Origin of the sequence: Lacibacter cauensis (assembly GCF_007830055.1) — a bacterium.
Classification (GTDB): Bacteria; Bacteroidota; Bacteroidia; order Chitinophagales; family Chitinophagaceae; genus Lacibacter; species Lacibacter cauensis.
Genome location: NZ_VLLE01000004.1, coordinates 652,604 through 677,442, shown reverse-complemented (window position 1 = coordinate 677,442; position 24,839 = coordinate 652,604). Strand labels below are relative to the sequence as shown.

At 41.6% G+C, this 24,839-nt stretch carries 26 protein-coding genes; 14 read left to right on the top strand and 12 right to left on the bottom strand.

Annotated features, from left to right (window positions below):
• Positions 1 to 25 precede the first annotated feature (25 nt).
• Positions 26 to 424, bottom strand: coding sequence for a four helix bundle protein (locus IQ13_RS13115; RefSeq protein ID WP_144886831.1), 399 nt, complete (start codon positions 422 to 424; stop codon positions 26 to 28).
• Positions 425 to 518: 94 nt separating this feature from the next.
• Positions 519 to 1,298, bottom strand: coding sequence for an inositol monophosphatase family protein (locus IQ13_RS13110; protein WP_144886830.1), 780 nt, complete (start codon positions 1,296 to 1,298; stop codon positions 519 to 521).
• A 138-nt stretch (positions 1,299 to 1,436) separates the two neighbouring features.
• On the opposite strand from IQ13_RS13110, the gene IQ13_RS13105 reads away from it, so the two are divergent.
• From IQ13_RS13105 to mtgA, 5 genes are all read left to right on the top strand, one after another.
• Positions 1,437 to 3,374: a glycosyltransferase family 2 protein gene (locus IQ13_RS13105; RefSeq protein ID WP_144886829.1), complete on the top strand. Its 1,938-nt coding sequence runs from the start codon at positions 1,437 to 1,439 to the stop codon at positions 3,372 to 3,374.
• Between the two features lie 38 nt (positions 3,375 to 3,412).
• A complete protein-coding gene (locus tag IQ13_RS13100; protein ID WP_144886828.1) occupies positions 3,413 to 4,939 on the top strand; it encodes a GH3 family acyl-acid amido synthetase in 1,527 nt (508 codons plus the stop codon).
• Between the two features lie 135 nt (positions 4,940 to 5,074).
• Positions 5,075 to 5,716, top strand: coding sequence for a LysE family translocator (locus tag IQ13_RS13095; RefSeq protein WP_144886827.1), 642 nt, complete (start codon positions 5,075 to 5,077; stop codon positions 5,714 to 5,716).
• A 57-nt stretch (positions 5,717 to 5,773) separates the two neighbouring features.
• Positions 5,774 to 6,295, top strand: coding sequence for a hypothetical protein (locus IQ13_RS13090; RefSeq protein ID WP_144886826.1), 522 nt, complete (start codon positions 5,774 to 5,776; stop codon positions 6,293 to 6,295).
• 14 nt (positions 6,296 to 6,309) lie between these two features.
• Positions 6,310 to 7,080: a monofunctional biosynthetic peptidoglycan transglycosylase gene (gene mtgA / locus IQ13_RS13085; protein WP_144886825.1), complete on the top strand. Its 771-nt coding sequence runs from the start codon at positions 6,310 to 6,312 to the stop codon at positions 7,078 to 7,080.
• On the opposite strand, the gene IQ13_RS13080 is transcribed toward mtgA, so the two are convergent.
• Both IQ13_RS13080 and pnuC read right to left on the bottom strand, forming a co-directional pair.
• The gene (locus IQ13_RS13080; protein WP_144886824.1) at positions 7,069 to 7,608 is read right to left on the bottom strand and encodes an AAA family ATPase; all 540 of its coding nucleotides are present in this window, start codon (positions 7,606 to 7,608) and stop codon (positions 7,069 to 7,071) included. The genes mtgA and IQ13_RS13080 overlap by 12 nt on opposite strands.
• 49 nt (positions 7,609 to 7,657) lie before the next feature.
• Positions 7,658 to 8,278, bottom strand: coding sequence for a nicotinamide riboside transporter PnuC (pnuC, locus tag IQ13_RS13075; protein WP_144886823.1), 621 nt, complete (start codon positions 8,276 to 8,278; stop codon positions 7,658 to 7,660).
• A 77-nt stretch (positions 8,279 to 8,355) separates the two neighbouring features.
• On the opposite strand from pnuC, the gene IQ13_RS13070 reads away from it, so the two are divergent.
• The 3 genes from IQ13_RS13070 (at position 8,356) to IQ13_RS13060 (ending at position 10,387) form a co-directional block, all read left to right on the top strand.
• Positions 8,356 to 9,468: a saccharopine dehydrogenase family protein gene (locus IQ13_RS13070; protein WP_144886822.1), complete on the top strand. Its 1,113-nt coding sequence runs from the start codon at positions 8,356 to 8,358 to the stop codon at positions 9,466 to 9,468.
• Positions 9,469 to 9,546: 78 nt separating this feature from the next.
• Complete coding sequence (locus IQ13_RS13065) at positions 9,547 to 9,966, top strand: OsmC family protein (protein ID WP_144886821.1); 420 nt, start codon at positions 9,547 to 9,549, stop codon at positions 9,964 to 9,966.
• A gap of 61 nt (positions 9,967 to 10,027) precedes the next feature.
• Positions 10,028 to 10,387 (top strand): cupin domain-containing protein, encoded by a 360-nt coding sequence (locus IQ13_RS13060; protein WP_144886820.1) that lies wholly within the window; start codon positions 10,028 to 10,030, stop codon positions 10,385 to 10,387.
• Positions 10,388 to 10,409: 22 nt separating this feature from the next.
• Here IQ13_RS13060 and IQ13_RS13055 read toward each other — a convergent pair whose 3' ends face one another.
• The 3 genes from IQ13_RS13055 to IQ13_RS13045 all read right to left on the bottom strand — a co-directional run bounded on the left by IQ13_RS13055 (position 10,410) and on the right by IQ13_RS13045 (position 12,791).
• Positions 10,410 to 11,093 carry a hypothetical protein gene (locus IQ13_RS13055; protein WP_144886819.1) on the bottom strand — a complete coding sequence of 228 codons (684 nt, stop codon included), beginning with the start codon at positions 11,091 to 11,093 and terminating at the stop codon, positions 10,410 to 10,412.
• 47 nt (positions 11,094 to 11,140) lie between these two features.
• Positions 11,141 to 12,055, bottom strand: a complete 915-nt coding sequence (locus IQ13_RS13050; protein WP_144886818.1) for a tetratricopeptide repeat protein — start codon at positions 12,053 to 12,055, stop codon at positions 11,141 to 11,143.
• Positions 12,056 to 12,194: 139 nt separating this feature from the next.
• Positions 12,195 to 12,791 carry a NifU family protein gene (locus IQ13_RS13045; RefSeq protein ID WP_144886817.1) on the bottom strand — a complete coding sequence of 199 codons (597 nt, stop codon included), beginning with the start codon at positions 12,789 to 12,791 and terminating at the stop codon, positions 12,195 to 12,197.
• A 138-nt stretch (positions 12,792 to 12,929) separates the two neighbouring features.
• On the opposite strand from IQ13_RS13045, the gene IQ13_RS13040 reads away from it, so the two are divergent.
• On the top strand, positions 12,930 to 13,439 hold the full coding sequence (locus IQ13_RS13040) for a ferritin (RefSeq protein ID WP_144886816.1): 510 nt from the start codon (positions 12,930 to 12,932) through the stop codon (positions 13,437 to 13,439).
• Positions 13,440 to 13,543: 104 nt separating this feature from the next.
• A complete protein-coding gene (locus tag IQ13_RS13035) occupies positions 13,544 to 14,275 on the top strand; it encodes an esterase family protein (RefSeq protein WP_144886815.1) in 732 nt (243 codons plus the stop codon).
• Positions 14,276 to 14,483: 208 nt separating this feature from the next.
• Here IQ13_RS13035 and IQ13_RS13030 read toward each other — a convergent pair whose 3' ends face one another.
• The 4 genes from IQ13_RS13030 to IQ13_RS13015 form a co-directional block, all read right to left on the bottom strand.
• Positions 14,484 to 15,728, bottom strand: coding sequence for an ATP-binding cassette domain-containing protein (locus tag IQ13_RS13030; RefSeq protein WP_144886814.1), 1,245 nt, complete (start codon positions 15,726 to 15,728; stop codon positions 14,484 to 14,486).
• A gap of 68 nt (positions 15,729 to 15,796) precedes the next feature.
• Complete coding sequence (locus IQ13_RS13025; RefSeq protein WP_144886813.1) at positions 15,797 to 16,660, bottom strand: TraB/GumN family protein; 864 nt, start codon at positions 16,658 to 16,660, stop codon at positions 15,797 to 15,799.
• A gap of 12 nt (positions 16,661 to 16,672) precedes the next feature.
• Positions 16,673 to 17,296 (bottom strand): DUF8845 family protein, encoded by a 624-nt coding sequence (locus IQ13_RS13020; RefSeq protein ID WP_144886812.1) that lies wholly within the window; start codon positions 17,294 to 17,296, stop codon positions 16,673 to 16,675.
• A complete protein-coding gene (locus IQ13_RS13015) occupies positions 17,286 to 17,795 on the bottom strand; it encodes an RNA polymerase sigma factor (RefSeq protein ID WP_144886811.1) in 510 nt (169 codons plus the stop codon). Before IQ13_RS13015 ends, IQ13_RS13020 begins: the two co-directional genes overlap by 11 nt.
• 76 nt (positions 17,796 to 17,871) lie before the next feature.
• Here IQ13_RS13015 and IQ13_RS13010 point away from each other — a divergent pair, with 76 nt between their 5' ends.
• The 3 genes from IQ13_RS13010 to cysK all read left to right on the top strand — a co-directional run bounded on the left by IQ13_RS13010 (position 17,872) and on the right by cysK (position 20,150).
• Positions 17,872 to 18,228, top strand: coding sequence for an arsenate reductase family protein (locus IQ13_RS13010; protein WP_144886810.1), 357 nt, complete (start codon positions 17,872 to 17,874; stop codon positions 18,226 to 18,228).
• A 173-nt stretch (positions 18,229 to 18,401) separates the two neighbouring features.
• Positions 18,402 to 19,214 carry a serine O-acetyltransferase gene (locus tag IQ13_RS13005; protein ID WP_144886809.1) on the top strand — a complete coding sequence of 271 codons (813 nt, stop codon included), beginning with the start codon at positions 18,402 to 18,404 and terminating at the stop codon, positions 19,212 to 19,214.
• Between the two features lie 24 nt (positions 19,215 to 19,238).
• Positions 19,239 to 20,150 (top strand): cysteine synthase A, encoded by a 912-nt coding sequence (gene cysK / locus IQ13_RS13000; protein ID WP_144886808.1) that lies wholly within the window; start codon positions 19,239 to 19,241, stop codon positions 20,148 to 20,150.
• Between the two features lie 80 nt (positions 20,151 to 20,230).
• Here cysK and IQ13_RS12995 read toward each other — a convergent pair whose 3' ends face one another.
• Positions 20,231 to 22,708: an ATP-dependent helicase gene (locus IQ13_RS12995; RefSeq protein WP_144886807.1), complete on the bottom strand. Its 2,478-nt coding sequence runs from the start codon at positions 22,706 to 22,708 to the stop codon at positions 20,231 to 20,233.
• A 306-nt stretch (positions 22,709 to 23,014) separates the two neighbouring features.
• Here IQ13_RS12995 and typA point away from each other — a divergent pair, with 306 nt between their 5' ends.
• Entirely contained in the window at positions 23,015 to 24,826 is a 1,812-nt protein-coding gene (gene typA / locus IQ13_RS12990) for a translational GTPase TypA (RefSeq protein WP_144886806.1), read from the top strand.
• The last annotated feature ends 13 nt before the right edge of the window (positions 24,827 to 24,839 follow it).

Below are 24,839 nucleotides of genomic sequence, written 5' to 3'. Positions count from 1 at the left end.
CTCTACTTAATTTCAGATTTTAGATTTACGATTTCAGATGTTTACTCAGCTTCTCTTTCTGCTTTTCAGCTTCTGTATTTCTAATGGTTGTATTAATTGAAGCGATAATGATCGATAATAATTCATTTGCTTCTTTATACAAATTTCTAAGTTCAGTTTTGAACTCTTGATTAAATTCAGCAAGCAGTTCGAAAAAATACATGCTCTCATCAAGTTCTTCCTCTACAATACGCAACTTGTTAATAAAGTCGGGTTTTGATTTTGCCCTGCACGCAGCTCTGTAATTTGCTCCAACAGAAGAGGAACATCTTACCAATTGACTTACATACTCCTTGTTTACAGGGTTGTAAGGAATTTTTAAGCAGAGCCAACCTGTATTGACAGCAAGTTGTTTGCTTCGTTTTTTTAGCTCGGTTTTATCCATGTTGTTCGGTTTAAATCTGAAATCGTAAATCTAAAATCTACAATTTCAACCAGAACACATAGCTGTACTTCTAACTTCGTACCTCGTACTCAAATCAGAGTTTCTTCCGGTCATTTATTACTTCCACCAGTTCATCATGTATTTTACCGTTTGTGGCAACAAGATGCGGTTGGTAGGGAGAATAATGCTTTCCTTCGAAGTCGGTTACTTTACCTCCCGCTTCTTCTACGAGCAGAAAACCGGCAGCACTATCCCAGGCATTGAGTTTGTGTTCGTAAAAACCATCAAAACGTCCGGCAGCAACCCAGCAAAGATCAATGGCTGCACTGCCTAAACGGCGAACAGGAACACCCTTGCGGATAAAACGTTCAAACACCTGTAACGGTCCGTTGGGCATATCTAAATACGTGTACGGAAAACCGGTTACCATGCAGGCTTTGATCAATTCGTTTTGTTCGCTTACGTAAATGCGTTTGTCGTTGAGATAGGCACCTTGTCCACGTTCTGCAAAAAAGAACTCGTTCATAAACGGGTTGTACACGGCACCAAGCACCATCTGACCATCTTTTTCAACCGCAATACTTACGCAGCAAATAGGAATACCGTTGGCGAAGTTTACAGTGCCATCGATCGGGTCGATGATCCATTTGTAATTCGAGTCCTGCACGAGCTCGCCCGACTCTTCGCTGAGAATATAATGATCAGGGAAATCTTTCTTAATTACTTCGAAGATGGCTTTCTCCGCTGCATGATCGGCTTCTGTTACAAGATTGTTGACACCTTCTTTGTTGTGCACGGCATATTCACGATGGAAAAAGTGGGTGAGCTGTTCTGCACCCGCTTTGGTAGCATTGATCAGTGTTTGTTTAAGCATGCGCAAAGATACGAAGGCCATCCCCATCGCCTGTAGGAAGAGCGAAAAAAACATCGGCTCCGATAATCGTTTTGCTATAACAGGGTTGAAGAACTATTTTGCAGCTTCAACAAACACACCCGTTCGGGCTGGGGAGGCATGCAGCTTTCGGTAATTATTGTTAACTATAATGTGAAATATTTCCTTGAGCAGTGTTTGCTTTCGGTTGAGAAAGCTGTGCAACAGCTGCAGGCCGAAATATGGGTGGTAGATAATGCATCAACAGACGGTAGCAGGGCGTACCTCGAACCAAAATTTCCGCAGGTACAATTTTGCTGGAACAAAGAGAATATTGGCTTTGGCCGTGCCTGTAACCAGGCGCTTGCGCAGGCCACCGGCGAATACATTCTTTTTTTAAATCCTGATACGATTGTACCGGAAGATTGCTTTACGGCCTGCATCAACTTTTGTAAGCAAACAACCGATGCCGGTGCATTGGGTATTCGCATGCTCGATGGCAGCGGCCGCTTTTTACCCGAAAGCAAACGTTCATTTCCTTCGCCGTTAACTTCGTTTTATAAACTTAGCGGACTTGCTGCTTTGTTTCCAAAATCAAAAACGTTCAGCCGTTATCATTTAGGCTATCTTGATGAGCATAAAAATCATGTAGTGGATGTGCTCGCAGGTGCGTTCATGTTTATACCAAAAGCGGTGTTGGATAAAACAGGCGGTTTCGATGAAAGCTTTTTTATGTACGGCGAAGATGTAGATCTCAGCTACCGCATACAGGAAGCAGGGTATAAGAACTACTATTTCAGCGAACGTTCTATTCTTCATTTTAAAGGCGAAAGCACCAAAAAAACATCGGTGAACTATGTGCGGATGTTTTACGATGCCATGAGCCGCTTTGTTAAGAAGCATTATTCATCTTCCAGTGCAGGGTTGTTTGCTACGTTCATTAGTGCGGCTATCTGGATGCGTGCATTTTTAAGTTTGATTAAACGGTTTATCCAACGGGTTGGTTTGCCGTTGCTCGATGCTTTATTAATTGTTGCATCGTTTGTGCTGGCGAAATATGTGTGGACACAATTCATCCGTCCGGAAATTGTGTATCAAAACAAACTGCTGTGGTTATCATTTATTGGTTTTTCGGGTTTGTTTTTAGTGGTGAGTTATTATACAGGTTTGTACGATAAACAGTTTCGCTATAAAAATCTTTTTCAGTCGAGCCTTATTTCTTTGCTCATTATACTGGCGGTGTATTCGTTGATGCCGGAAGAATATCGCTTTTCGAGAGGTATGGTGTTGCTTGGTTCGTTGTTCAGTTATATGTTGCTGTATGTGTGGCGACAGGCTTTGTTGAAAACAGCTGTAGTTGAAAAAGCAATTGATGAAGAAGATTACTTTTCCATTATTGCCGGTACACAAGCCGATTTGCAAAAAATCAACCAGCTGCTGCAGCAAAACGGCAGAAGTAAAACCATACAGGGTTTTGTAAGTCCGCTTGCGGAACAACAGGCACTGGGCAGCCTAACAGAGCTACCGCAGCTGTTACAAAACACACCTGCCAATGAGCTGGTACTGTGCGAAAGTGCTCATCTGTCGTTTGCAGAAATTATTGCTATGTACGAGCAGGCAGGCAAAAAAGTAAAACTGCGTTTACACGCCAACGGAAGTGAAAGCATTATCGGCAGCGATTCGAAAAATGAAGCAGGCGAAGTACTGCACAGTCAGCAATACCAACTGGCAAGTGCCATTAACCTGCGGCTGAAACGCCTTATCGACATCAGCACGGCATTGTTGTTTTTGCTGAGTTTTCCGGTGCATTTCATCACCAACAGGCAGCCGCTGGGTTTATTAAAGCAAAGCTTTGCTGTATTGATTGGTACTAAAACGTGGATTGGTTATTCAACTCTGCGTAAACAGTTGCCAACATTGCGGCCTTCGGTACTGGGCCCGGCAGGTATGCCGCATCATGCATCCAAACTGAAAAAAGAAGGTTTGTTGATGGCAGATGAGTGGTATGCGAAGGAATACGAGCCGCAGTATGACCTTGCAACCATCTTTACAAATTATCAAAAATTAGGCAATAAGTAGCGTTGAGTTGCTACATTTGTCGTTACTGAACGGTAAGCATGTCATTAATCGAAATTAAACTTCCGAAGTCGTTGAGCAAGGCGCTCAATCTGCCTGTTAATTCACCCAAGCGTCAGCAAATAAAAGCGCTGAAAAAGCTGTTGAAAAAGGCGAAGCATACCGAATTCGGTCAGCAATACCATTTCGACGAAATATTGCACAACCGCCACATTGGAAAACGTTTCCAGGAGTTGGTACCTATACACGATTACAACAAAATTTATAATAACTGGTGGCATAAAACCTTGCAGGGCGCAACCGATGTTTGCTGGCCGGGCAAGATCAAGTTTTTCGCACTCAGCTCCGGTACCAGCGAAGCAGCAAGTAAATACATTCCCATTACCAGCGATCTGATGAGTGGCAATCGCATTGTGATGATCAAACAACTGCTCACGTTGCGTACGTACGAAAACTTACCGGTACGCAGTGTAAGTAAAGGCTGGCTGATGTTGGGCGGCAGTACCGATTTACAGAAAGGGCCGGGTTATTATGCCGGCGACTTAAGTGGGATTACTGCTAAGAAAATGCCGTTCTGGTTTACGCCGTTTTACAAGCCCGGTAAAGAAATTGCCAAAACAAAAGATTGGAATAAGAAACTTGATTTTATTGTAGAGCAAGCACCCAACTGGGATATTGGTTTTGTAGTAGGTGTACCTGCGTGGATACAGATGTGTATGGAAATGATTATTGAGCGTTACCAGCTTAAATCCATTCACGATATCTGGCCCAACCTTGCATTCTTTGTACACGGTGGTGTATCGTTCGAGCCGTATAAACATGGTTTTGAAAAACTCATCAGCAAACCGCTTATTTATATTGAAACCTATTTGGCAAGCGAAGGCTTTATTGCTTACCAAAGCAGGCAGGATGCAGAAGGCATGAAGCTGGTTACCAACGAACACATTTTCCATGAGTTTGTTCCTTTTGAGGATAAGAATTTTGATGCAGATGGCAACATTAAACCCGATGCTGAAGCATTGATGATCCACGAAGTGGAAGAAGGAAAAGATTATGCATTGCTGATAAGCACAAGTGCTGGAACCTGGCGTTATCTCATTGGCGATACCATTCGTTTTACCAATAAAGAACAGTGCGAAATCATTATTACCGGACGTACCAAACATTTCCTGTCGCTGGTAGGCGAACACCTGAGTGTCGATAACATGAACAAAGCTGTGCAGGTGGTGAGTGAAGAATTGAATTTGTCTATTCCTGAGTACACCGTTGTTGGTGAGCCGTACGGAAATTTCTTTGCACACCATTGGTATGTTGCCTGCGATGATCATGCAAATGCAGAAGAATTGCGTATACGCATTGATGAAGCACTGAAAGAAATTAATGATGATTATGCTGTTGAACGTGGCAGTGCGTTGAAAGAAGTATTCCTCGATATTTTACCCGAATCAACGTTTATGGAATTTATGAAGCTAAAAGGAAAAGTAGGTGGTCAGCATAAATTTCCCCGTGTACTGAAAGGTAAAATGCTTAACGACTGGCAACAGTTTTTAACTACCGGCAAACTATAAGCAAGACTGTATAAAATTGAAAAAGCGCAGAGGGTATCCTCTGCGCTTTTGTTTTCCTTTTACAATGTAATAACCGAACTCTAAGAAAATCAAAGTACATTCACACACTCTTGTAGGCTGTTTAATTCCCTGTAAATGACCGAAGCAATCATTAAAGGTTTGGCGCTTGGATTATTGCTGTCCATCAGTATGGGCCCGGTTATTTTTTCCATCATCAAGCAAAGTATCAATAACGGGCACAAAGGCGGACTTTCATTTGTTGTGGGCGTATCGGCCAGCGATCTTACACTGGTACTCATCAGTAATATTTTTACCGAACTGTTTAACCGTTTACTGCGTTTCGAAAAAGTAATTGGCGTTGGCGGCAGTTGTTTGCTGATAGGCTTAGGTATTTATTTTCTTTTCTTTAAAAAAATTAAACTGAGCGATACCGGCGATGGTATGGAAATGAAACGGAGTACCGGCGATTTTGTGCGCATTTTCTTTGCCGGTTATTTTATGAACACGCTCAACCCAAGTGTAATTGCTTTTTGGTTTACCTGGGCAACTGCTTTTATTACCATGCCGGTAAATGAACGTATTGCAACATTTGCCTCCTGTTTATCGCTCGTTTTCCTGTTCGATCTGCTGAAAGTTTTCCTGGCTAATAAACTGCGTAACCGGCTTACTTTAAAAACCATCAGCATCATCAATAAAATATCGGGCCTGATGTTGATTGTGTTTGGGGTGCTGCTGATTGTTGGTTTACTGGTTTACAAACAGGGAAAGACGGTTTAAATTGTACAGTTCTTAACAAACATTTTCAATTTTGTGCAGTTGTTTTGAGAGTAATACATGAAATCAAAAATTCTACTCTTTTTATTGTTGTTAAGTACGGTGGCTGCATCGGCCCAGTTTAATGAACTGGTGCTGCGTAAAAATGGTGTTTCGCATAAACGGTACAAAGAAGGTTCGCTGATAACGCTGCAAACAAAACTGGGTATGCGTTACACCGGTGTTATTTATCTTATTCAAAAAGACAGTATTTATTTTTCGGAAGGCGGCATTCATATGCGTGATGTGGCTGTTGTATATAAAAAGCAAAAAGGGCGACACCGTATTATACCGGTTGATGGTAAAACATTTTTGCTGACGAATGCCGGTATTCCACTCTTTACGGCAGGGCTGGTAATAAGTGGAGAACCATTTACACGTTCGCTTTTATCGGGTGTTGGACTTGTGTACATACCCGTGGTACTGTACAATTTGCAGCAGCTGATTTTTAAAACCAATAAGCGTTACCGGATAGGATCGAAATACGATTTGCAAATGCTTGATTTTTACCCGCCGGAAAAAGTGCCCGAAAAAAATCAGTAACGTATATTGCAAGCATGGCAGCGAAGAAATCCAATTCCACCAACTCCTCTTTCTGGCAACGAAGTTTTCGTTTTTTAAAACGTGTGTTCCTGTTTCTTTTTATTGCACAGTTTATTTACATCATTGTACTTAAATGGGTGAACCCGCCCTTTACCATTACTCAGCTTGTAAGTTTGGTTACAGGTGAGGGGTTGAAGCGGGATTATATTGCTATTGAGGAAATGGGCAGCAATGCACGACTGGCTGTTATTGCAGAAGAGGATCAGCTTTTTCCCGACCATGCCGGCTTTGATTGGAAGCTGATTGAAAAAGCGATGAAGCACAACGAAAAAAAGCCCAACCGTGTACGGGGAGCATCTACTTTATCGCAACAAACAGCCAAGAATGTTTTTTTGTGGCAGGGCAGAAGCTGGTTTCGGAAAGGGTTGGAGGTTTATTTCACCAAAATGATTGAATGGATCTGGGGAAAGAAACGGATACTTGAAGTGTATTTGAATGTTGTTGAAATGGGCAAAGGTGTATACGGTATAGAAGCAGCGGCGCAACAGTTTTACAATAAGCCTGCAAAAAATCTTACACGTTTAGAGGCTGCACAAATTGCGGCATCGTTGCGTAATCCTAAAAAGTATACCGTAAAGCCTTTATCGGTAGCAGTACGTGCAAGAACGCCTTGGGTAATACGGCAAATGAATAACCTGGAAGGAGATGCCGATGTGCAACAGCTTATTCGTGATGATGTACCTGCCGAAGCAAAACCAGCGAAGAAAAAACGATCAGCCAAATAAATGACGAACTGCTTCAATTGCGTTTTGCAGCCGCACCTCGTGTGCGCCTGAAACAACAGCCCACGGAGTTGTTTGTTGCTGCATCTGCTCTTCATAAATCGAAAACAAATCATCCCGTACTTCCTGTTCGGGATATTCACGAAGCTCATCCTGTACCCACGGAATATCTGGTTTGCAAAGCAGGTAAAAGTCGGTTTGTTGTTGTTGCAACTGATCAATAATCCAGGGATCGCAGGCACCAAACACTACTTCGCTCCACACTTTCATTACATGCATATCCGTATCGAAAAAAACAGCTTTGGCGTTTTTTTCAATTGCATCCTGAATGTATTTGTTGGAAAGTTCTACCTGGTTTTGTGCAATAATCAACAGATCATCGGCCGTATAAGGACGGCCTAAAAGCAATAAATATTCACGTGCATACTCCGGGCACCAAACGGCATTATAATGCTTTGCCAGCTGTTCGCTTAAGTAAGACTTGCCTGTTGATTCCGGTCCGAGTAATACAATACGTTTTGGGTGAGCCATAAAGCGTGCAAAATAAGTGGTGATTGAATACCAGACAATGGGAATACTGCTATCGTAATTTTACCCTTTTCTTCCATTCTGCTAATCCAAAAAACGCCATTACCAGTAATACTGCATAATAAACGCTCGTAAAAACCAATCCCTTTACAAAATACAACGGAATGGACGTAATGTTCGTTACAAGCCACCAATACCAGCTTTCTACTTTTTTCTTAGCCATCAACCACATTCCGGTAAAGGCAGAACCTGCAGCAAGTGCATCGGCCCATGGAATAGCACCGGGATAAAAACCATTTTTTAAAAAAGTGAGGCAAACAAAAAGCGTAACATAAAAAGCCGCAAAAAACAAAAGCTGATAAACCCACCAACGCCTGTTGGAAAAACTGATCGAAACAAGATGATGTTGTGCATTATCCTTTAAGGCCCACAACCACCAGCCGTACAAACTCATAACGGTATAGTAGATATTTACCGCAGCCTCGCCCAGCAGGTGGTACTTATAACTGAGGTAAATATAGATAATGGTACTCGCCAATCCTGTAGGATAAACAAGGATATTTTCTTTTCGGCTGTACCAAACACTTACAATGCCACTTACAACAGCAACATATTCGTACCAGGTAGTTTGCTGCATACCTGTTAAAAACTGCTGCCATACCGTTTCTATCATGCTTCAAAAATGAGGGTAAATTTTCATTTTTACGCTGCAAAAACTTTTCATACATCTTTGCAGAAATTTTGATTGTTATGCTGATTGCTGTTTTAGGAGCCGGTATGGTAGGCCGTGCCATTGCGCTTGATCTTGCCACCACTTTTGAGGTAACTTCTTTTGATGTTAATGAACAAAACCTTGCATTGCTGCAACAACGTGATAATAAGATTAAAACACAGCTTGCAGATTTACGCAACACAGCTGCATACGCAACGCTGCTGTCGGGTTTTGATATGGTGGTAACAGCGGTGCCCGGCTTTATGGGTTTTGAAACATTGAAAGCTGTGATTAATGCCGGTAAAAATGTGGCCGATATTTCATTTTTTCCGGAAGATGCATTGCAGTTGGATGCGTTGGCGAAAGAAAAAAATGTAACGGCCATTGTTGATTGTGGTGTGGCGCCGGGTATGAGCAACTGGATCATTGGGCGCTACAATGCTGAAATGAAGGTTGACAAGTTTGAAATTTATGTGGGCGGATTGCCACTGCATCCGCAACCGCCGTTTTTGTACAAAGCACCTTTTTCGCCCATTGATGTAATGGAAGAATACACAAGGCCTGCACGTTTAAAAGAAAATGGGGTGCTTGTAACCAAACCAGCTTTAACCGACAGGGAAATGATGCAGTTTGATGAAGTGGGCACATTGGAAGCATTTAATACCGATGGTTTGCGTTCGTTGTTGTTTACCATGCCGCATATTCCTACTCAAATAGAAAAAACCTTACGCTATCCCGGTCATGTAGATTTGATTGTGGCCTTGCAACAAGCCGGGTTTTTCAGCGAAGAAAAAAGAGTGGTTAATGGAACTGAGATTTCGCCGCTGCAATTCACATCACAACTATTGATTGATCAATGGAAGCTGGGCGAAACAGAAGAAGAATTAACAGTCATGAAAGTGCTTGTGCATGGTGATGGGCAAACTGTTGAATACCACTTATTCGATAAGTATGATGCTGCTACAGGTATTTCGTCGATGGCCCGTACAACAGGTTATGCCTGTACCGGAGCTGTGCAGTTGATGGCACAGCAAATGTTTACAGAAAAGGGCGTTTTTCCTCCCGAGCTCATCGGGCACAACAAAGCATGTTTCGATTTTGTGCTCAATCATCTGCAGCAAAGGGGCGTACATTGGCAAAAGAAAGCATAACAAAAGTTTCAACAAATCGCACAACGCCGAATGTAATTTTCTTTTAGTTTTACCACCTCAAACAAAAAATTACAAACTATGATACGTCATGCAACAGCCGTTTGGAATGGCTCTGGTAAAGAAGGTAACGGACAGCTTACAACACAAAGCACCGTTTTAAGCAACACACAATATTCTTACCTTTCCCGTTTCGAAAGCGGTGTTGGTACAAATCCTGAAGAATTGATTGCAGCTGCACATGCTGGTTGCTTTGTTATGAAACTGAGTTTTGTATTAGGTGCTGCTGGATTTACACCTGAAAAACTTGAAACAAAATGTGAAATCACATTTGTAGATGGCATACTCAGCAAATCGCACCTCATCTTAACGGCGAAAGTTCCCGGTATTGATGATGCAAAATTCCAGGAGTGTGTAAAGGATGCAGAAGCAAACTGCCCTATTTCTAAATTATTAGGTCAAGGACTGGAAATTTCAAGCATTGCAACATTAGTTGCGTAATGAATAGTAATTTCTTTTGCAGCCGGTTTTCAAATGAAGACCGGCTTTTTTATTTTACAGTATGGAAAAAGTAAATGTTGCCGAAAAATTTACGTTGTTTAACGATTACTGGAGTCCGCAAATTGCAGGCGAGTTAAACGGACAACATGTGAAATTGGTGAAGTTTAAAGGGCCATTCACCTGGCATCATCATGATCATGAAGATGAATTGTTTTATGTGGTGAAAGGAAGTTTTGATATGGAGTTTCGTGATAAAACAATTACACTTAACGAAGGAGAGTTTATTGTTGTACCAAGAGGCGTGGAGCACAGACCTAATGCCCAGGAAGAAGTACATGTGTTGCTGTTTGAACCTGCTACCACGTTGAATACCGGGAACGTAGAAAACGAGTTTACAAAGAAAGAGTTGGGCAGGTTGTAATAATGCATACCAGTTTTGCAGATTATAAATTTATCTGTCGCCCTTCAATTGCGCCATCGTTTGAAAAGCGGTCGTATTCCGGTCCATCTATTACTTGCCAGCCCATTGCTGCAAGTACTTCTTTGGTTAGTTGTACGTTACCGATTTCTGTAAGATGAATGTTGCCGTATTTGCACAGAAACAACTCCAGCTTTTCGTTGCCGGCAAAGAAGAAAATATATTCAGGTACGGCTGGATCGCAACGGATAAGCCAGAAGATAATATCGATGAACTGTTGCAGTTGGTTGATGTTGATATGAAACGCTTCTTTATAACTTGTTTGTCCGGTAATGGCCTCCAGTTTTTCATAGGCTTTCGCCAAAGGTTTAAACTGATTATCCCTGTTTCCGAACAAATCAAGTTTCAGGTGCGAAAGAATATAAACTTCATCTGCACCAATTGCCTGAAACAGTTCTTTCAGTTTGTTACTTAATACTGTTGTATAACTGTTGATGTCTGTATGATCAAGTCCAATGATGCTGTTGCTTGTTTTGTATTCTGCAGTTGCATCATGTACACAATCGAACATATCCCGGTATAATTGTTCTTCGCCATCTTGTTTATACTCCTGCAATAACTCTTCATCAAAAAAAGCTTTTTGCAGTTTGGTTATTTCCGAACCGACAATGGGTTTTGATTGAACAATTGCTTTGCGGGTGATGAACATGGGTATGTTTTCGATTTTTTGTTGGTCAGGCGACCAACAACGGCAAATTAATTTTTGACTTTTTGTTTTTTGATATTTAGTATTACCAACAAAATTACTGCAGCAGCTACAGCAATAATTGCAGTTGTGTAGTCTGGCTTGACCCTGGTCTTTACTACTTTTTTTAAACCTTCGGCTGGTAGTTTATGAAGTCTACTAGCCTCTTTAATTCTCGACTCAATCAGCTGGCCCGAAAATCCGTATTTTTTTGCCAGCTCATAGTCTGTGACTGCATCATCAAGGTTTCCCAGCAAAAAGGCCACATTTCCCAAATCGAATAAGAGTTGAGCAATAATCTTTTCTTTAGGCTTTACAAATGAGACTCTTTCATTTAATTGATAATATAGTGCATTTAAAAGCTTTGTTAATTGGATTTTCTTCAAGGTTGAATTTGGTAAAAGATCAGATCCAAAATCGGTATTTAGCAAAAAAGCTGTGTTATAAAATTGCTCGCCTTTTATTTTAGCTTCTAAAATTTTAACATGAATCCACTCGGAATGATTATGCGATCTGGGATTAATTGCAACAGCTTTTTGAATCCACTTTAATGCATTTTCATTTTGTCCAATAAGTTCATAAGCCGTTCCAAGATTTGATGCAGTTGAATATCTGTTTGGCTTGATTCTTTCTAATTCAAGATATAAATTGATGGCTTCCTGATATCGCTTAAGTAAAATGAGCAATAATCCTTGGTCCGAAAGATAGTCCAAGTCCTTTGTGGTTTTATAAAGGCTATCAAAACGTTTTAAAGCCTTTTGAAATGTTTCATCACTATAAAACATGTGTCCATAGGGAACATTTCCAGGCTTGTCTTCATATACACCCGTGCCATCTTTAAGTTCTTTAATTTCCCCATTTAAGCACGCATACCCGTTGTTAAAAAAGGTCGATATTAATAGTAATAGCAATAACACTGGTCTCATCTTCGGCTTTTGGTTTAAGTATTTGAGTTGTAAAATAGAATTACTTTTCAAAACAATAACTTAAAACAAAAAAGCGCTGCACTTTCATGCAACGCTTCAATCTTATCAATCAATAACTCGTTTAAATCACGGTTCAGAATTATTCTGCTTCTGCCACCACTTCTTCTACTTCAGGAATCATGCGCTTCATCATTCCTTCAATACCCGCTTTTAGTGTAATCATCGATGAAGGACATCCGCTGCAGCTTCCCTGCAATGCCAGATTCACTTTTCCATCTTTAAAGCTTTTGAACTGGATGGCACCGCCGTCCATTTCAACCGCAGGCTTTACATAGTTCTCCAAAATTTCCTGGATGCGTTTTACCACATCGCTTTCATCGCCACTCAACACCACTTCTTCCTTCACCGGTTCAACCACTTTCGATTCGTCAATTACCGGCTTACCTTCTTCGAGGTAGTCTTTCAAAAACTGGCGTACGGTAGGAATCAGTTCCTGCCACTCCGTATCGGGTGTTGAACGGGTAAGTGTAACAAAATTGCTGGCAATGAACACGGCTTTCACAAACGGAAAACCAAAGAGTTCCTGCGCCAGGGGCGAAGCATCGGCGGTAGATACTTCGGGGAAATCGATGCTTTTACCGGGGTACAGTAGTTTGTTGGCCACAAACTTCATGGTTTCCGGGTTTGGCGTCATTTCTGTATAGATACTGATAACGGGGTTTCCTGTCTGAATCATAGTAATGAAACTTTAAGCTGCAAATTTAACAACAAACGGCAGAGTTTGGTTGTGGTTTTCGCATTTTAGCAGATTTATGACGGTTTACAGGCAAAATTCTCCCGTTATCGTAACTTACAAGAACTAAAAACAGACACTATGCTATCCCCGAAAATTGAAAAGGCCTTGAACGAGCAGGTGTTGCTCGAGGCAGAATCGTCGCAGATTTATTTAGCCATGGCCAGCTGGGCCGAAGTAGAAGGCTACAGTGGTATTGCCGCATTTTTGTACAAACACAGCGATGAGGAGCGCCTGCACATGCTGAAGCTGGTAAAGTTTATCAACGAACGTGGAGGCCATGGTATTATTCCGCAGCTGAAAGCACCTTCTGCAAAATACAAAGGAGTGAAAGAGCTTTTTCAGCAGGTGCACGATCATGAAATACTGGTGAGCACCGAAATAAACCGCCTGGTAGATATTTGTTTAAAAGAAAAAGACTACACCACGCATAACTTTTTACAGTGGTATGTAAGCGAACAGATAGAAGAGGAAGCTCTGGCACGCCAGATCATGGATAAGCTCAAACTCATTGGCGGCGATAAAAGTGGTTTGTATATGTTCGACAGAGATGTATCAATGATGGGTTCGGCTCCGGGCGGCGGAAAATAATCGTTGTACTTTTTTAGTTTTTCCTTTTGTGCAGGCAGTACTTATCATTTATCTTCAATAAAGGTAGATAGCAATACTGCTATGCCTATTACAAAACTTATTTTATGCAGAGAGAATTAACCGGGTGGTACAGTCCCGCTTTAAATAAAGACATGCCCGTTGCTATTTATGGTCACTATGGTTTTGCCTTGTTGCTGGTGCCTACTGCTGCGGCTGATTACCTGGAGTATGAACGTTTTCAGTTGATCGATGCGATCAGTCCATGGATCGAAGCAGGGAAGGTAAAAGTGTACTCCGTTAACAGCATTAATACCGAAAGCTGGATGAACAACGAAATGGAGCCGGCGCACAAAGCCATTCGCCAGAACCAGTTCAACGAATATATTTTTAATGAAGTAGTGCCGTTTATTAAAACCAATACTTCGTTCGATACACCCATCATTACCTGTGGTGCTTCGTTTGGTGCATTGCACAGTATGAATTTGTTTTTGAAACGACCCGATCTGATCAATGGCGTTATTGCCATGAGTGGTGTGTACGATTTGATGGAATATACCAAAGGCTATTACGATGAGCAGGTGTACTATAATTCACCGATGCATTACATGCCCAACTTAACCGATCATGCAATACTGGAACAGATACGGCACAGCAATCATATTCATTTGTTCAGCGGAAGTGGTGCATACGAAGATCCATCGAGTGCCGGAAGGTTTGCAAAAATTTTATACGACAAGGGCATTAACTACGAACTGGATATTTGGGGGCAAGAGTGGCCACACGACTGGAATACCTGGCGTGCATTGTTGCCGCATTATTTGGAAACAAGATTTTGATGTCTGATTTAGGATGTCTGATGTAGGATTTGTTGCAGGTTACAAGTTACCGGTTGCTTGTTTATTTATTTATACTCTGAAGTGTAAGCTGCCGGTATGCGCTTTTATTTCTTGGATTTTGTTTTTTATCATTTGGGCTTTACTTCCTTGAGCCTTGTTTCTTGTGCCTTCTAACTTGAGTTTTTTGGACATTAGATTTTCATGTGGTTCAAATAACTTTTCCAACAGAACCATTCTCCGTTTTCACCAGCTCAAATACTTTTTGCACCTGCAAACCCGGCTCTGTTTGATGCGAGACATATAACACAGCCGATGTTGTTTCTGCTGCCAGTTTATTGATGAGTTGAATTACTTTGGTAGCATTCGCATCATCTAAACCCATCAACGGTTCATCTAAAATCAGAATAGGCGGATGCTTGACCATTGCCCTTGCAATTAATGCCAGCCGTTGTTCGCCCTGTGTAAGTTTATTAAATGGCAAATTGGCCTTTTGCTCTAATTGCAGCATGTGTAACCATTCGAGCGCTGAGCGTAACTGCATATCGCTGGGCACGGTGTACAAACCAATCTGATCGAGATAACCCGATACAATCATTTGCAGCAATGTATGTCTTGTAGCAAACAGATCAGTCATAGCCGGCGTGAGGTAGCCTACTTTTTCTTTAATGCTCCACACGGTTTCACCGCTTCCTTTTTTTCGGCCGAACAAAAACAGCTGCTGACCATAACCTTTTACATTATCACCGGTGATCATGGTAAGCAACGTTGTTTTACCCGATCCGTTAGGCCCTTTCAATTGCCAGAACTCACCTCTGTTGATGGTCCAGTTGATGTGTTGCAATACCTGTCGCCCATCATAGCTTACATGCACATCGGTAAAGCGAACGAGTTCGTCGCTGGTAAGATTGTATTGCTGCAAGGGCGCAGGTACAATAGCTTCTTCGGTTGAAGCAGTTTCAGCAATCGATTCGTTGAACGGCACAAATATTCCTTCTGCAGAAGGCGTTAGGCGGTTTGCAATAAACGCAAGTAAATCTTTCTTTCGATGTGCCAATTGAATGAAACAGATGCTGTTGGAAGCATTGTGCAACTGTTCTTTTAATGCTTCCTGTGTAGCAATATCTAAATTGTCAAACACATTATCCAGCACTAACACATCGGGTTGTAAAGTAAGTAAATGATGCAGCAATACTTTTTTCTGTTCACCGCTCGACATGGAACGGAGTGTTTGTACACGAGTTGCTTCAATACCACAATAACCATGAATATCTTCTTCTAATAAATATTGCTGTACAGTATAGCCCGAAAAAAGCTGAACAGTGGATGCGGCTGTAATACCCAACTGATCTGTTGCTTTTTTTTCGAGCAATTGCTGAATAAGCAGTTGTTTGTTGTATGTGTTTGTAAGAAAAATACCCACGTGCTGCATACCACGAAGATAAAGTGCCTGCATAAAAAAAGCGGGTGTTTTACACCCGCTCGTTTGATACGTTGAAAATAAGGTAATGGTGTGGTGGTGATTTATAGTTTAACGGGCTTAACAGTATAGCCCTTTTTACGCAGTAAGTTAATAACGCCGATGTCGCCGCCAAGGTGTGCAGCACCTACAGCAAAAAAACACGCCCCTGTTTCCATGTTGTTTTGCATAACAGGAATCCAGTTGTTGTTGCGTTTTACCAGCAGGTCGTTTTGTGCTTCCATCAATTCAGGCGATGCTGCTGTAAGATTAAAAATTGCTTCCACATCCTGCGATTTATAGACTGTAATAAGTTTCTTAAACTCTTCGATGCTTTTATCAAAATTTGCAACCATAGTTTGCAGGTTGGCAATTTCAACACTGTCGGGAATACCATCGAATACCGCAATCTGGTCTTCAATTTTTTCGAGACCCTTAATATCTTTTTTTTCTTTAGCAGCCATGGCGATGAATGTTTGTTCGTACGATTCTCTGCCGGAACAGCTTAACGATTTTTCGGTAAGCATGCTCATGAGCATAAGCGGTTTAAACGTATTGAACAGTGCGGCCGACATACCGGTAATTTTCTGGTACTTTTTATCGAAGGCAGCAAATGCACTGTCGCCAAACAACTGTTTAATGGTTTGACCTTTGGGCAACTGCATCAGCGACATCATTTTCATCATCATGGCCGGGTCGTCCATATCCAGCTCAAGAAACACTTCATGGGCTGCTGAAAACTTTGTGCGTACAATTTCAGGTAAAAAGAAATCTTCTTTACAAATGATGTGTACCGTGCCGAACAGGTACGAAGGCTGCTTCAGATTTTTGCCGCTTATTTCCCAAAGCAAACTCGTTTCGTTTTTTGTTTGTCCAAACCCGGTACAGCTAACAATTATGGCCAGTAAAAGCACAAATGTTTTTTTCATGTTCTTTAATTTTTATTCTTCTTCATTCATTTCGTTTACAATCTGTTTCAGTTTTTCTGCATGCTGACCATAGAGCTTACGCACATACCATTTGTTTAAGAAATAAACCGGTACAGTAAGAATGACTGAAATAATAACGATTGCCAGCAAAAAATATCCGTAAGGAACCGATTGTTTAGCTCTTACTTGCTGAACTTCCGGCGCATAGAAAAACAAAACTGTACACATAAGAATGATGGTAATGGGTACCAATGCTGTTCCTGCTAAAAGGTAAAAGCGAATATATTTTTCAAGAATTTGCAACTGTTGCTGCAGGTTGCTTTTTACTTCGCAGGTAACACATTCCATTTGGTGCAGCAGTTTACGTTTGCGAATGTAATACACAATAAAACCCACACCAATTAAGAAGAACAGTAAAGGAATCATCAGAATAAGTCCTTTGAAGCTGATGATATAATCAATGATGATCCACAGGTACAATACCACCACCACCCACATTTCGATGGTGAGATTGCGTTTCATTTTTGCAATAGGACTTTTTGATTTTTTCTGCAGCATAGCCTGCAGCTCCTGTTCAGAAGTCTGCGTACTGCTGTCAACCTTGCCCCACATTTCTTTTAGCTGATCAAGTTCCATACGCTTCGGCTTTTGTTAATGAACGTAATTTTTCTTTGATGCGGTTCATTTTTACCCGCAAGGCCCCGTTGCCAATACCGAGAATCTCTTCCATTTCATCGTAGCTCTTGTCTTCGAGGTACAACATAACAATGGCTTTTTCCACTTCGGTTAACCGGCCTATGGCAGCATACATCTGTTGCAGTTTTTCTTCTTTCAGTTTCTCTTCATAGGTTTCTGCTTCGTCTTTCGGTATAAATTCAGGAAAACTCAAGGTCACCTTTCTCGATTGTTTGCGCAGGTTGCTGATGGCCGTGTTGAGTGCAATGCGGTACATCCAGGTACTTATCTTGGCATCGCCTCTGAAACTGCCGAAAGCTTTCCATAGTTGAATAACAATTTCCTGGTACAGGTCATCCCTGTCCGCATCGTTGCGGCCATACAGATGGCATACCTTTCTGATAATGCCTTGGTGCTCCTGCACCAGCAGCAGAAAATCCTGTTCAGTCCGGGTGGTCATTCAACCAATTGGTTTACGTAATTGTATAGGTAGTACAAAAATGAATTAAGTTACACGCAAAAAAGAAAAAACTGATATGTCGAAGAAAATGTATCACCTGGCACATTGTACCACCTGCCAGGCTATTATAAAAGAAACTGGTGCAGATAAGGCTGGTGTTGAATTGCAGAACATCCGGGAGGAAAAGATCACCAAAAAGCAACTGGAAGAAATGAAAAAGCTGGCGGGCAGTTACGAAGCACTGTTCAGCAGGCGTGCACTCAAGTACAAAGAACTTGGCTTAAAGGATAAACAACTTTCCGAAGAGGATTACAAAAACTACATACTGGAAGAAGATACCTTTTTGAAAAGACCTGTAACGATATTGGACGACCGCATTTTTATCGGTAACGATAAAAAAACAGTAGAAGCCTTGAAAAAGGCGCTGCAATAAAGTAATTTGTAAGTTCTCTGTCAATAATTGCGAAAAATGGGTTGCAGAAATGCTAAAAATCAACCAAACTGGTAGACTAAATAAAAGAAGCCTTACTTTCGCATGATTGTTTTTTCAGAAAATGACTGACCGTTCGTTTGCAAAAATGGAAGCAGTTTAAAATACTTTAGATCATGAGTGCTTTTCCCGGCTATCTGCTCAGCAGTAATTTCCCGTCGAGAAATTCAGTGGTTGCGTTTACAGAAGATTTGATCAACTGCATTTTTCCAATGGTAAATGATGCAGCTGCATATACCGAACAGCAGTGCAGTGCCAATCTCTCGCTCAGAAAACAGCTTACAGACATACTTACGCCACTATCGCAACGGTATGAGCTGGATGTGCCCGGTATTACAGATATTTATTTGAATGGATTGACTGCAATTAAAGCAGACTTGATAAAAGATGCAGAACTTATTTTGGAATTTGATCCTGCAGCTTATTCTGTGGAAGAAGTGATTTTATCGTACCCCGGTTTTTATGCCATTATGATTTACAGGCTTACACATCCCTTGTATAAATTGAATGTGCCCATTTTGCCACGTATTATGAGTGAGCTTGCCCATAGCAAAACAGGTATTGATATTAATGCTGGAGCACAAATTGGTTGTCCGTTCTTTATCGATCATGGTACGGGTGTGGTTATCGGCGAAACATCGGTGATTGGTAAGAATGTAAAAATTTATCAAGGCGTAACCCTCGGTGCATTAGCAGTGCGTAAAGAAGATGCACAAACCAAACGCCATCCCACCATTGAAGACAATGTGGTGTTGTATGCCAACAGTACTATTCTTGGTGGTAAAACAGTCATTGGTCACGACAGTATCATTGGCGGTAATACCTGGATTACCGAAAGTGTAATACCCCACAGTGTGGCGTATACCAAGAGCCAGATTGTTATTACCGATAAAAAAGATTTTACAGAGCCTCTTAATTTCATCATCTAAAAAAATTATCGAAAACAATAAAACATGAAAGCAAATAATATTCTCGAAACAATTGGCAACACGCCGCATGTGCGTATTAACCGTTTATTTTCTGCTGATGTGGAAGTATGGAGTAAACTGGAGCGTGCAAACCCGGGTGGTAGTATTAAAGACCGTATTGCATTGAGCATGATTGAAGATGCAGAAGCAAAAGGTATTTTGAAAGAAGGCAGTGTAATTATTGAACCCACCAGCGGTAATACCGGTATTGGTTTGGCAATGGTTGCAGCAGTAAAAGGTTACAAGATTATTCTGGTAATGCCTGAAAGTATGAGTATTGAACGCCGTAAGTTGATGAGCGTGTATGGTGCAACGTTTGAATTAACACCACGTGAAAAAGGCATGAAAGGCGCTATTGCCAAAGCGCAGGAACTGATTGAATCAACACCCAACAGCTGGATGCCGCAACAGTTCGATAACCCGGCGAACGTTGAAGTACATGCAAAAACAACAGCACAGGAAATTATTGCCGACTTCCCTGATGGAATTGACTACCTGATTACAGGTGTTGGTACTGGCGGACATATTACCGGTGTTGGCCGTGAGTTGAAAAAGAAATTCCCTAATGTAAAAGTGTTTGCAGTTGAACCGGAGCTTTCTCCTGTTATCAGCGGTGGCGAACCTTCACCACACCCGCTTCAAGGTATTGGTGCTGGTTTTATTCCTGCCAACCTGCATACCGATGTATTGGATGGAGTAATACAGGTAAGTAAAGATGATGCGTTTGCCTATGCACAACGTGCAGCAAAAGAAGAAGGTATTTTCCAGGGTATTTCAAGCGGTGCAACAATGGCTGCTCTTGCAAAGAAATTACCGGAAATTCCAAAAGGCAGCAAAGTGCTGATCTTTAACTACGATACCGGCGAGCGTTACTTTAGTGTAGATGGATTATTTTAATTGGTCGGCCCCAATGGTAAATACAAAGCCTCCGCATGCGGAGGCTTTCTTATTTGTGCACTTTGTTTTTCTTGCAATGTTTAACTTATTATCCGCAGCTTGGCGTAGTTGAGCATGATCTTCTTTTCGCCATTCAACTCAAACTTTACGGTAGCGATAGGATTGTGTGTACTGCCTTCCATTTTTATCACTTCGCCAAACCCAAATTTTTGGTGCTCTACTTTGTTGCCCACTTCCAGGTTACTGGTATCGCTTGCAACAAAATCGGCAGTTGGTTTATGTTCTACTGTTTGTGGCCTTGCAGGAGGTGTAGCATACGATGATTTTGCAGTTGATGCTTTTGGTGGAGCACCATAACGTTTCTCTGCTTTTGCAACATCATCGTATTCGCTGCTGCGGTTACCAAAGCCTCCTTTCATACGATCGAATGCGGAACCACTGCCAAAAGATGAGCCGGATGATTGATTGCGTAATCCGCCACCGGCAAAACTTTTATCAATAAACTGTTCGGGCAATTCATCTAAGAAACGGCTGGGTTCGTTTTGTACAATTTGTCCAAACTTGTAACGGGTGTTGGCGTAGGTGATCCAGAGTTTCTTTTTTGCACGGGTGATCACTACATAAAACAAACGACGTTCTTCTTCCAGCTCTTCTCTTGTATTGATGGAAAGCGCACTGGGGAACAGTTGTTCTTCCAAACCGGCTGCAAACACACATTCAAATTCCAAACCTTTTGCGGCATGGATGGTCATGAGTTTTACATTGTCTGCATCGGGGTCTTTATCATCTGCATCCGTTAACAAGGTAATCTGTTGCAGATAAGCACCCAATGTAACAGCACCAAGTTTCTTTTGCTCTTCTGTTTGTGCAGGTGCAGTATCGAACGATAATTCCTGTTGTGGCTTTTCCGGCTCAGCAAAAGCATCGTTTTCTTCCAGCATTACACCGTCATCATCAATCTGTTGACGGTTGGCTGTATCATCTACCCATTCTTTAATAGAGTTGAGTAACTCCTGGATGTTTTCGTAACGCTGTAAACCCTCGGTACTCTTATCGTTGAATAATTCTTTGACGATGTTGGTTTGTTTGCCCACATGCACTGCTACATCGTATGCATTGTTCTTTTGCAGCATGCTGGCAAAACTGCGGATCATGGTTACAAAGTTGTCAATGGCCTCAAGTGTACCTGCTTTAAAGCCGAACTGTTGTGCACGTGTAAGCACTTCCCACATACTGATGTTTTGCTCGTTAGCATACAGCACACATTTATCAACAGTTGTTTTACCAATGCCCCGTACAGGATAGTTGATGATGCGTTTTAACGCCTCTTCATCTCTCGGGTTAACAATCAGCCGCAGGTAAGCAATAAAATCTTTGATCTCTTTCCGCTGATAGAAACTGATACCACCGTAGATAATGTACGGAATACCCATGCGGCGCAAGCTTTCTTCAAATGCACGGCTTTGCGCATTGGTGCGATACAGAATAGCAAAATCTTTATTGCGGTAATGATTGCGGAGTTTTTGTTCCTGAATCGTATCAGCTACAAATTTGCCCTCATCATTATCCGTCAGCGAACGAACAAGACGAATCTTTTCTCCATCACCATTATCGGTAAAAAGTGTTTTTTCAATTTGTCCTTTGTTGTTGGCAATAACTTCGTTGGCAACATTGAGGATGGTTTTTGTACTGCGGTAATTCTGCTCCAGCTTTACCACCTTTACATTATCATAGTCTTTCTGAAACTGTAATATGTTTTCGATGGTTGCACCACGGAAACTGTAAATACTCTGTGCATCATCACCCACTACACAAACATTTTCATGCATGGCACCAAGCAGCTTAATGATTTCGTACTGAGCCGGGTTGGTATCCTGGTACTCATCAATCATAATGTATTTGAAACGGCGCTGGTACTTACTTAAACTTTCGGGTACATTTTTCAACAGCTCGTAAAACTTGATGAGCAGATCATCAAAATCCATGGCACCGTTTTTAAAACAACGCTTGGCATAGCTATCGTAAATCTGTGCAATGGCCGGGCGGTTGGCACGCATATCTTCCTGCTGAATGTGCCAATCGTTTTTATATTCTTCTGCACTAACCAAAGCGTTTTTTGCAGAAGAGATGCGGTTGTAAACAGTAGCCGGCTTATAATGCTTATCATCGAGGTTTAACTCATTGATCACTGTTTTGATGACACTCTTTGCATCGTCCGTATCATAGATGGTGAAGTTCGATGGGTAGCCGATTTTGGTTGCTTCGCTGCGTAATATTCTTGCAAACACACTGTGAAAGGTGCCGATGTATAAATTTCTTGCCTCGTGGTTGCCGAGAATATGCTCCACACGTTCTTTCATTTCTTTGGCTGCTTTGTTGGTAAACGTAAGCGCCAATATGTTAAATGCATCCACACCTTTTGCCATTAAGTGGGCAATACGTGTTGTAAGCACTTTGGTTTTACCACTGCCTGCACCGGCCACAATCATCAACGGTCCTTCGATGGTGATTACCGCTTCTTTTTGCCGGTCGTTCAATCCTTTTAAATAATCAATCATAAATCGAAATAAGCCTGCAATTTACAGGATGCAAATGGGAGATGGGTTGCTGTGGAGAAAGAAATTAGATTGCTTTGTCGCCGGCTTTTGCAGTGCTGATGTCTAAAATAATCTCCAAAAACAGTAAACAGAAAGGCTTAAGCCGGCTTCCAAACCAGGCTGAAGTGTAGTAACAGTGGGCTTCTGCCTAATAAAGTATAACAGAATAATAACCGCCTTTTTCCCTTGCCACCCCACTTAAATAGCCTACCTTTGCGGCCTTAAATTTGGCAGTAATCACCAACTCATCTGCCTAACACATTGAGTATGAATATTCGTAATATAGCAATCATTGCACACGTTGACCATGGAAAGACTACCCTGGTTGATAAAATTCTTCACGCTACCAAGGTTTTCCGTGAAAACCAGGAAACAGGCGAACTCATCATGGACAGCAACGACCTGGAAAGGGAGCGTGGTATCACCATCTTCTCCAAGAATGCTGCTGTTACTTACAACGATGTAAAAATTAATGTAATCGATACTCCGGGCCACGCCGATTTTGGTGGTGAGGTAGAGCGTGTATTGAAAATGGCGGATGGTGTAATTCTGTTGGTGGATGCATTTGAAGGTCCGATGCCGCAAACACGTTTTGTGTTACAGAAAGCATTGCAGTTAAACCTGAAGCCGATTGTTGTTATCAACAAGGTTGATAAGCCAAACTGTCGTCCAGATGAAGTACATGATGCCGTATTTGAATTATTCTTTAACCTCGATGCAACAGAAGAGCAGCTCGATTTCCCTACTTACTACGGTAGCGGTAAAAACGGTTGGTTCAACGATTCGTTAACGGAAATTGACAATATCAACCCATTACTGGATGGTATTATTAAATATGTACCTGCACCAAAAGTAGCGGAAGGTCCGTTGCAGATGCAGATCACTTCACTCGACTACTCCTCTTTCCTCGGCCGTATTGCTGTAGGTAAAGTAAGCCGTGGTTCCATTAAAGAAAACCAACAGGTTGCTTTAATGCAGGCCGATGGTACAGTTCGTAAACTGAAAGTAAAAGAACTGTATGTGTTTGAAGGAATGGGTAAGAAAAAAGTAGCTGAAGTAATTGCTGGTGATCTTTGTGCTGTTGTTGGTGTGGAAGATTTTAATATCGGTGATACTATTGCTGATGCAGAAAACCCTGAAGCATTACCGGTTATCAGTGTAGATGAGCCAACGATGAACATGTTGTTCAGCGTAAACAACTCACCGTTCTTTGGTAAAGATGGTAAGTTTGTTACAAGTCGTCACCTGCGTGACCGCTTAATGAAAGAAACAGAAAAGAACCTTGCACTCCGTGTAACAGATAGCGAAGATGGTGATAGTTTGGTAGTGTACGGTCGTGGTATTCTTCACCTCGGTATCTTAATTGAAACCATGCGTCGTGAGGGATATGAATTAACTGTTGGTCAACCACAGGTAATTGTAAAAGAGATCGACGGTAAAAAACATGAACCATACGAAACATTAGTGGTGGATGTGCCGCAGGAATTTGCAAGTAAAGTAATTGACCTCGTTACACGCCGCAAAGGTGAAATGCTGGTAATGGAAACTAAGGGTGAAATGCAGCATTTGGAATTTGATATTCCTTCCCGTGGTTTAATTGGTTTGCGTACGCAAATGCTTACTGCTACAACTGGTGAAGCAGTAATGGCGCACCGTTTTAGTGAGTACAAACCATGGAAGGGTGCTATCCCCGGCCGTAACAATGGTGTGTTGCTTTCGAAATTCCAGGATAAGACAACTGGTTATTCTATTGATAAATTGCAGGATCGTGGTACTTTCTTTGTTGATCCGGGTGAAGATGTATATGCAGGCCAGATCATTGCAGAGCATATTAAACCAGGTGATCTTGTTGTAAACGCAACAGAAGGTAAAAAATTAACCAACCACCGTGCAAGCGGTAGCGATGATGCAACACGTATTGCACCTAAAACGTTGATGACACTTGAAGAATGTATGGAATACATCCAGTTCGATGAGTGTATTGAGGTTACTCCAAACTTCATCCGTATGCGTAAAGTAATCTTAGATGAAGAAGAGCGCAAGAAAGTAGCAAAACAAATGAACGCTCAAATGGCGTAAGGAATACCTGCTT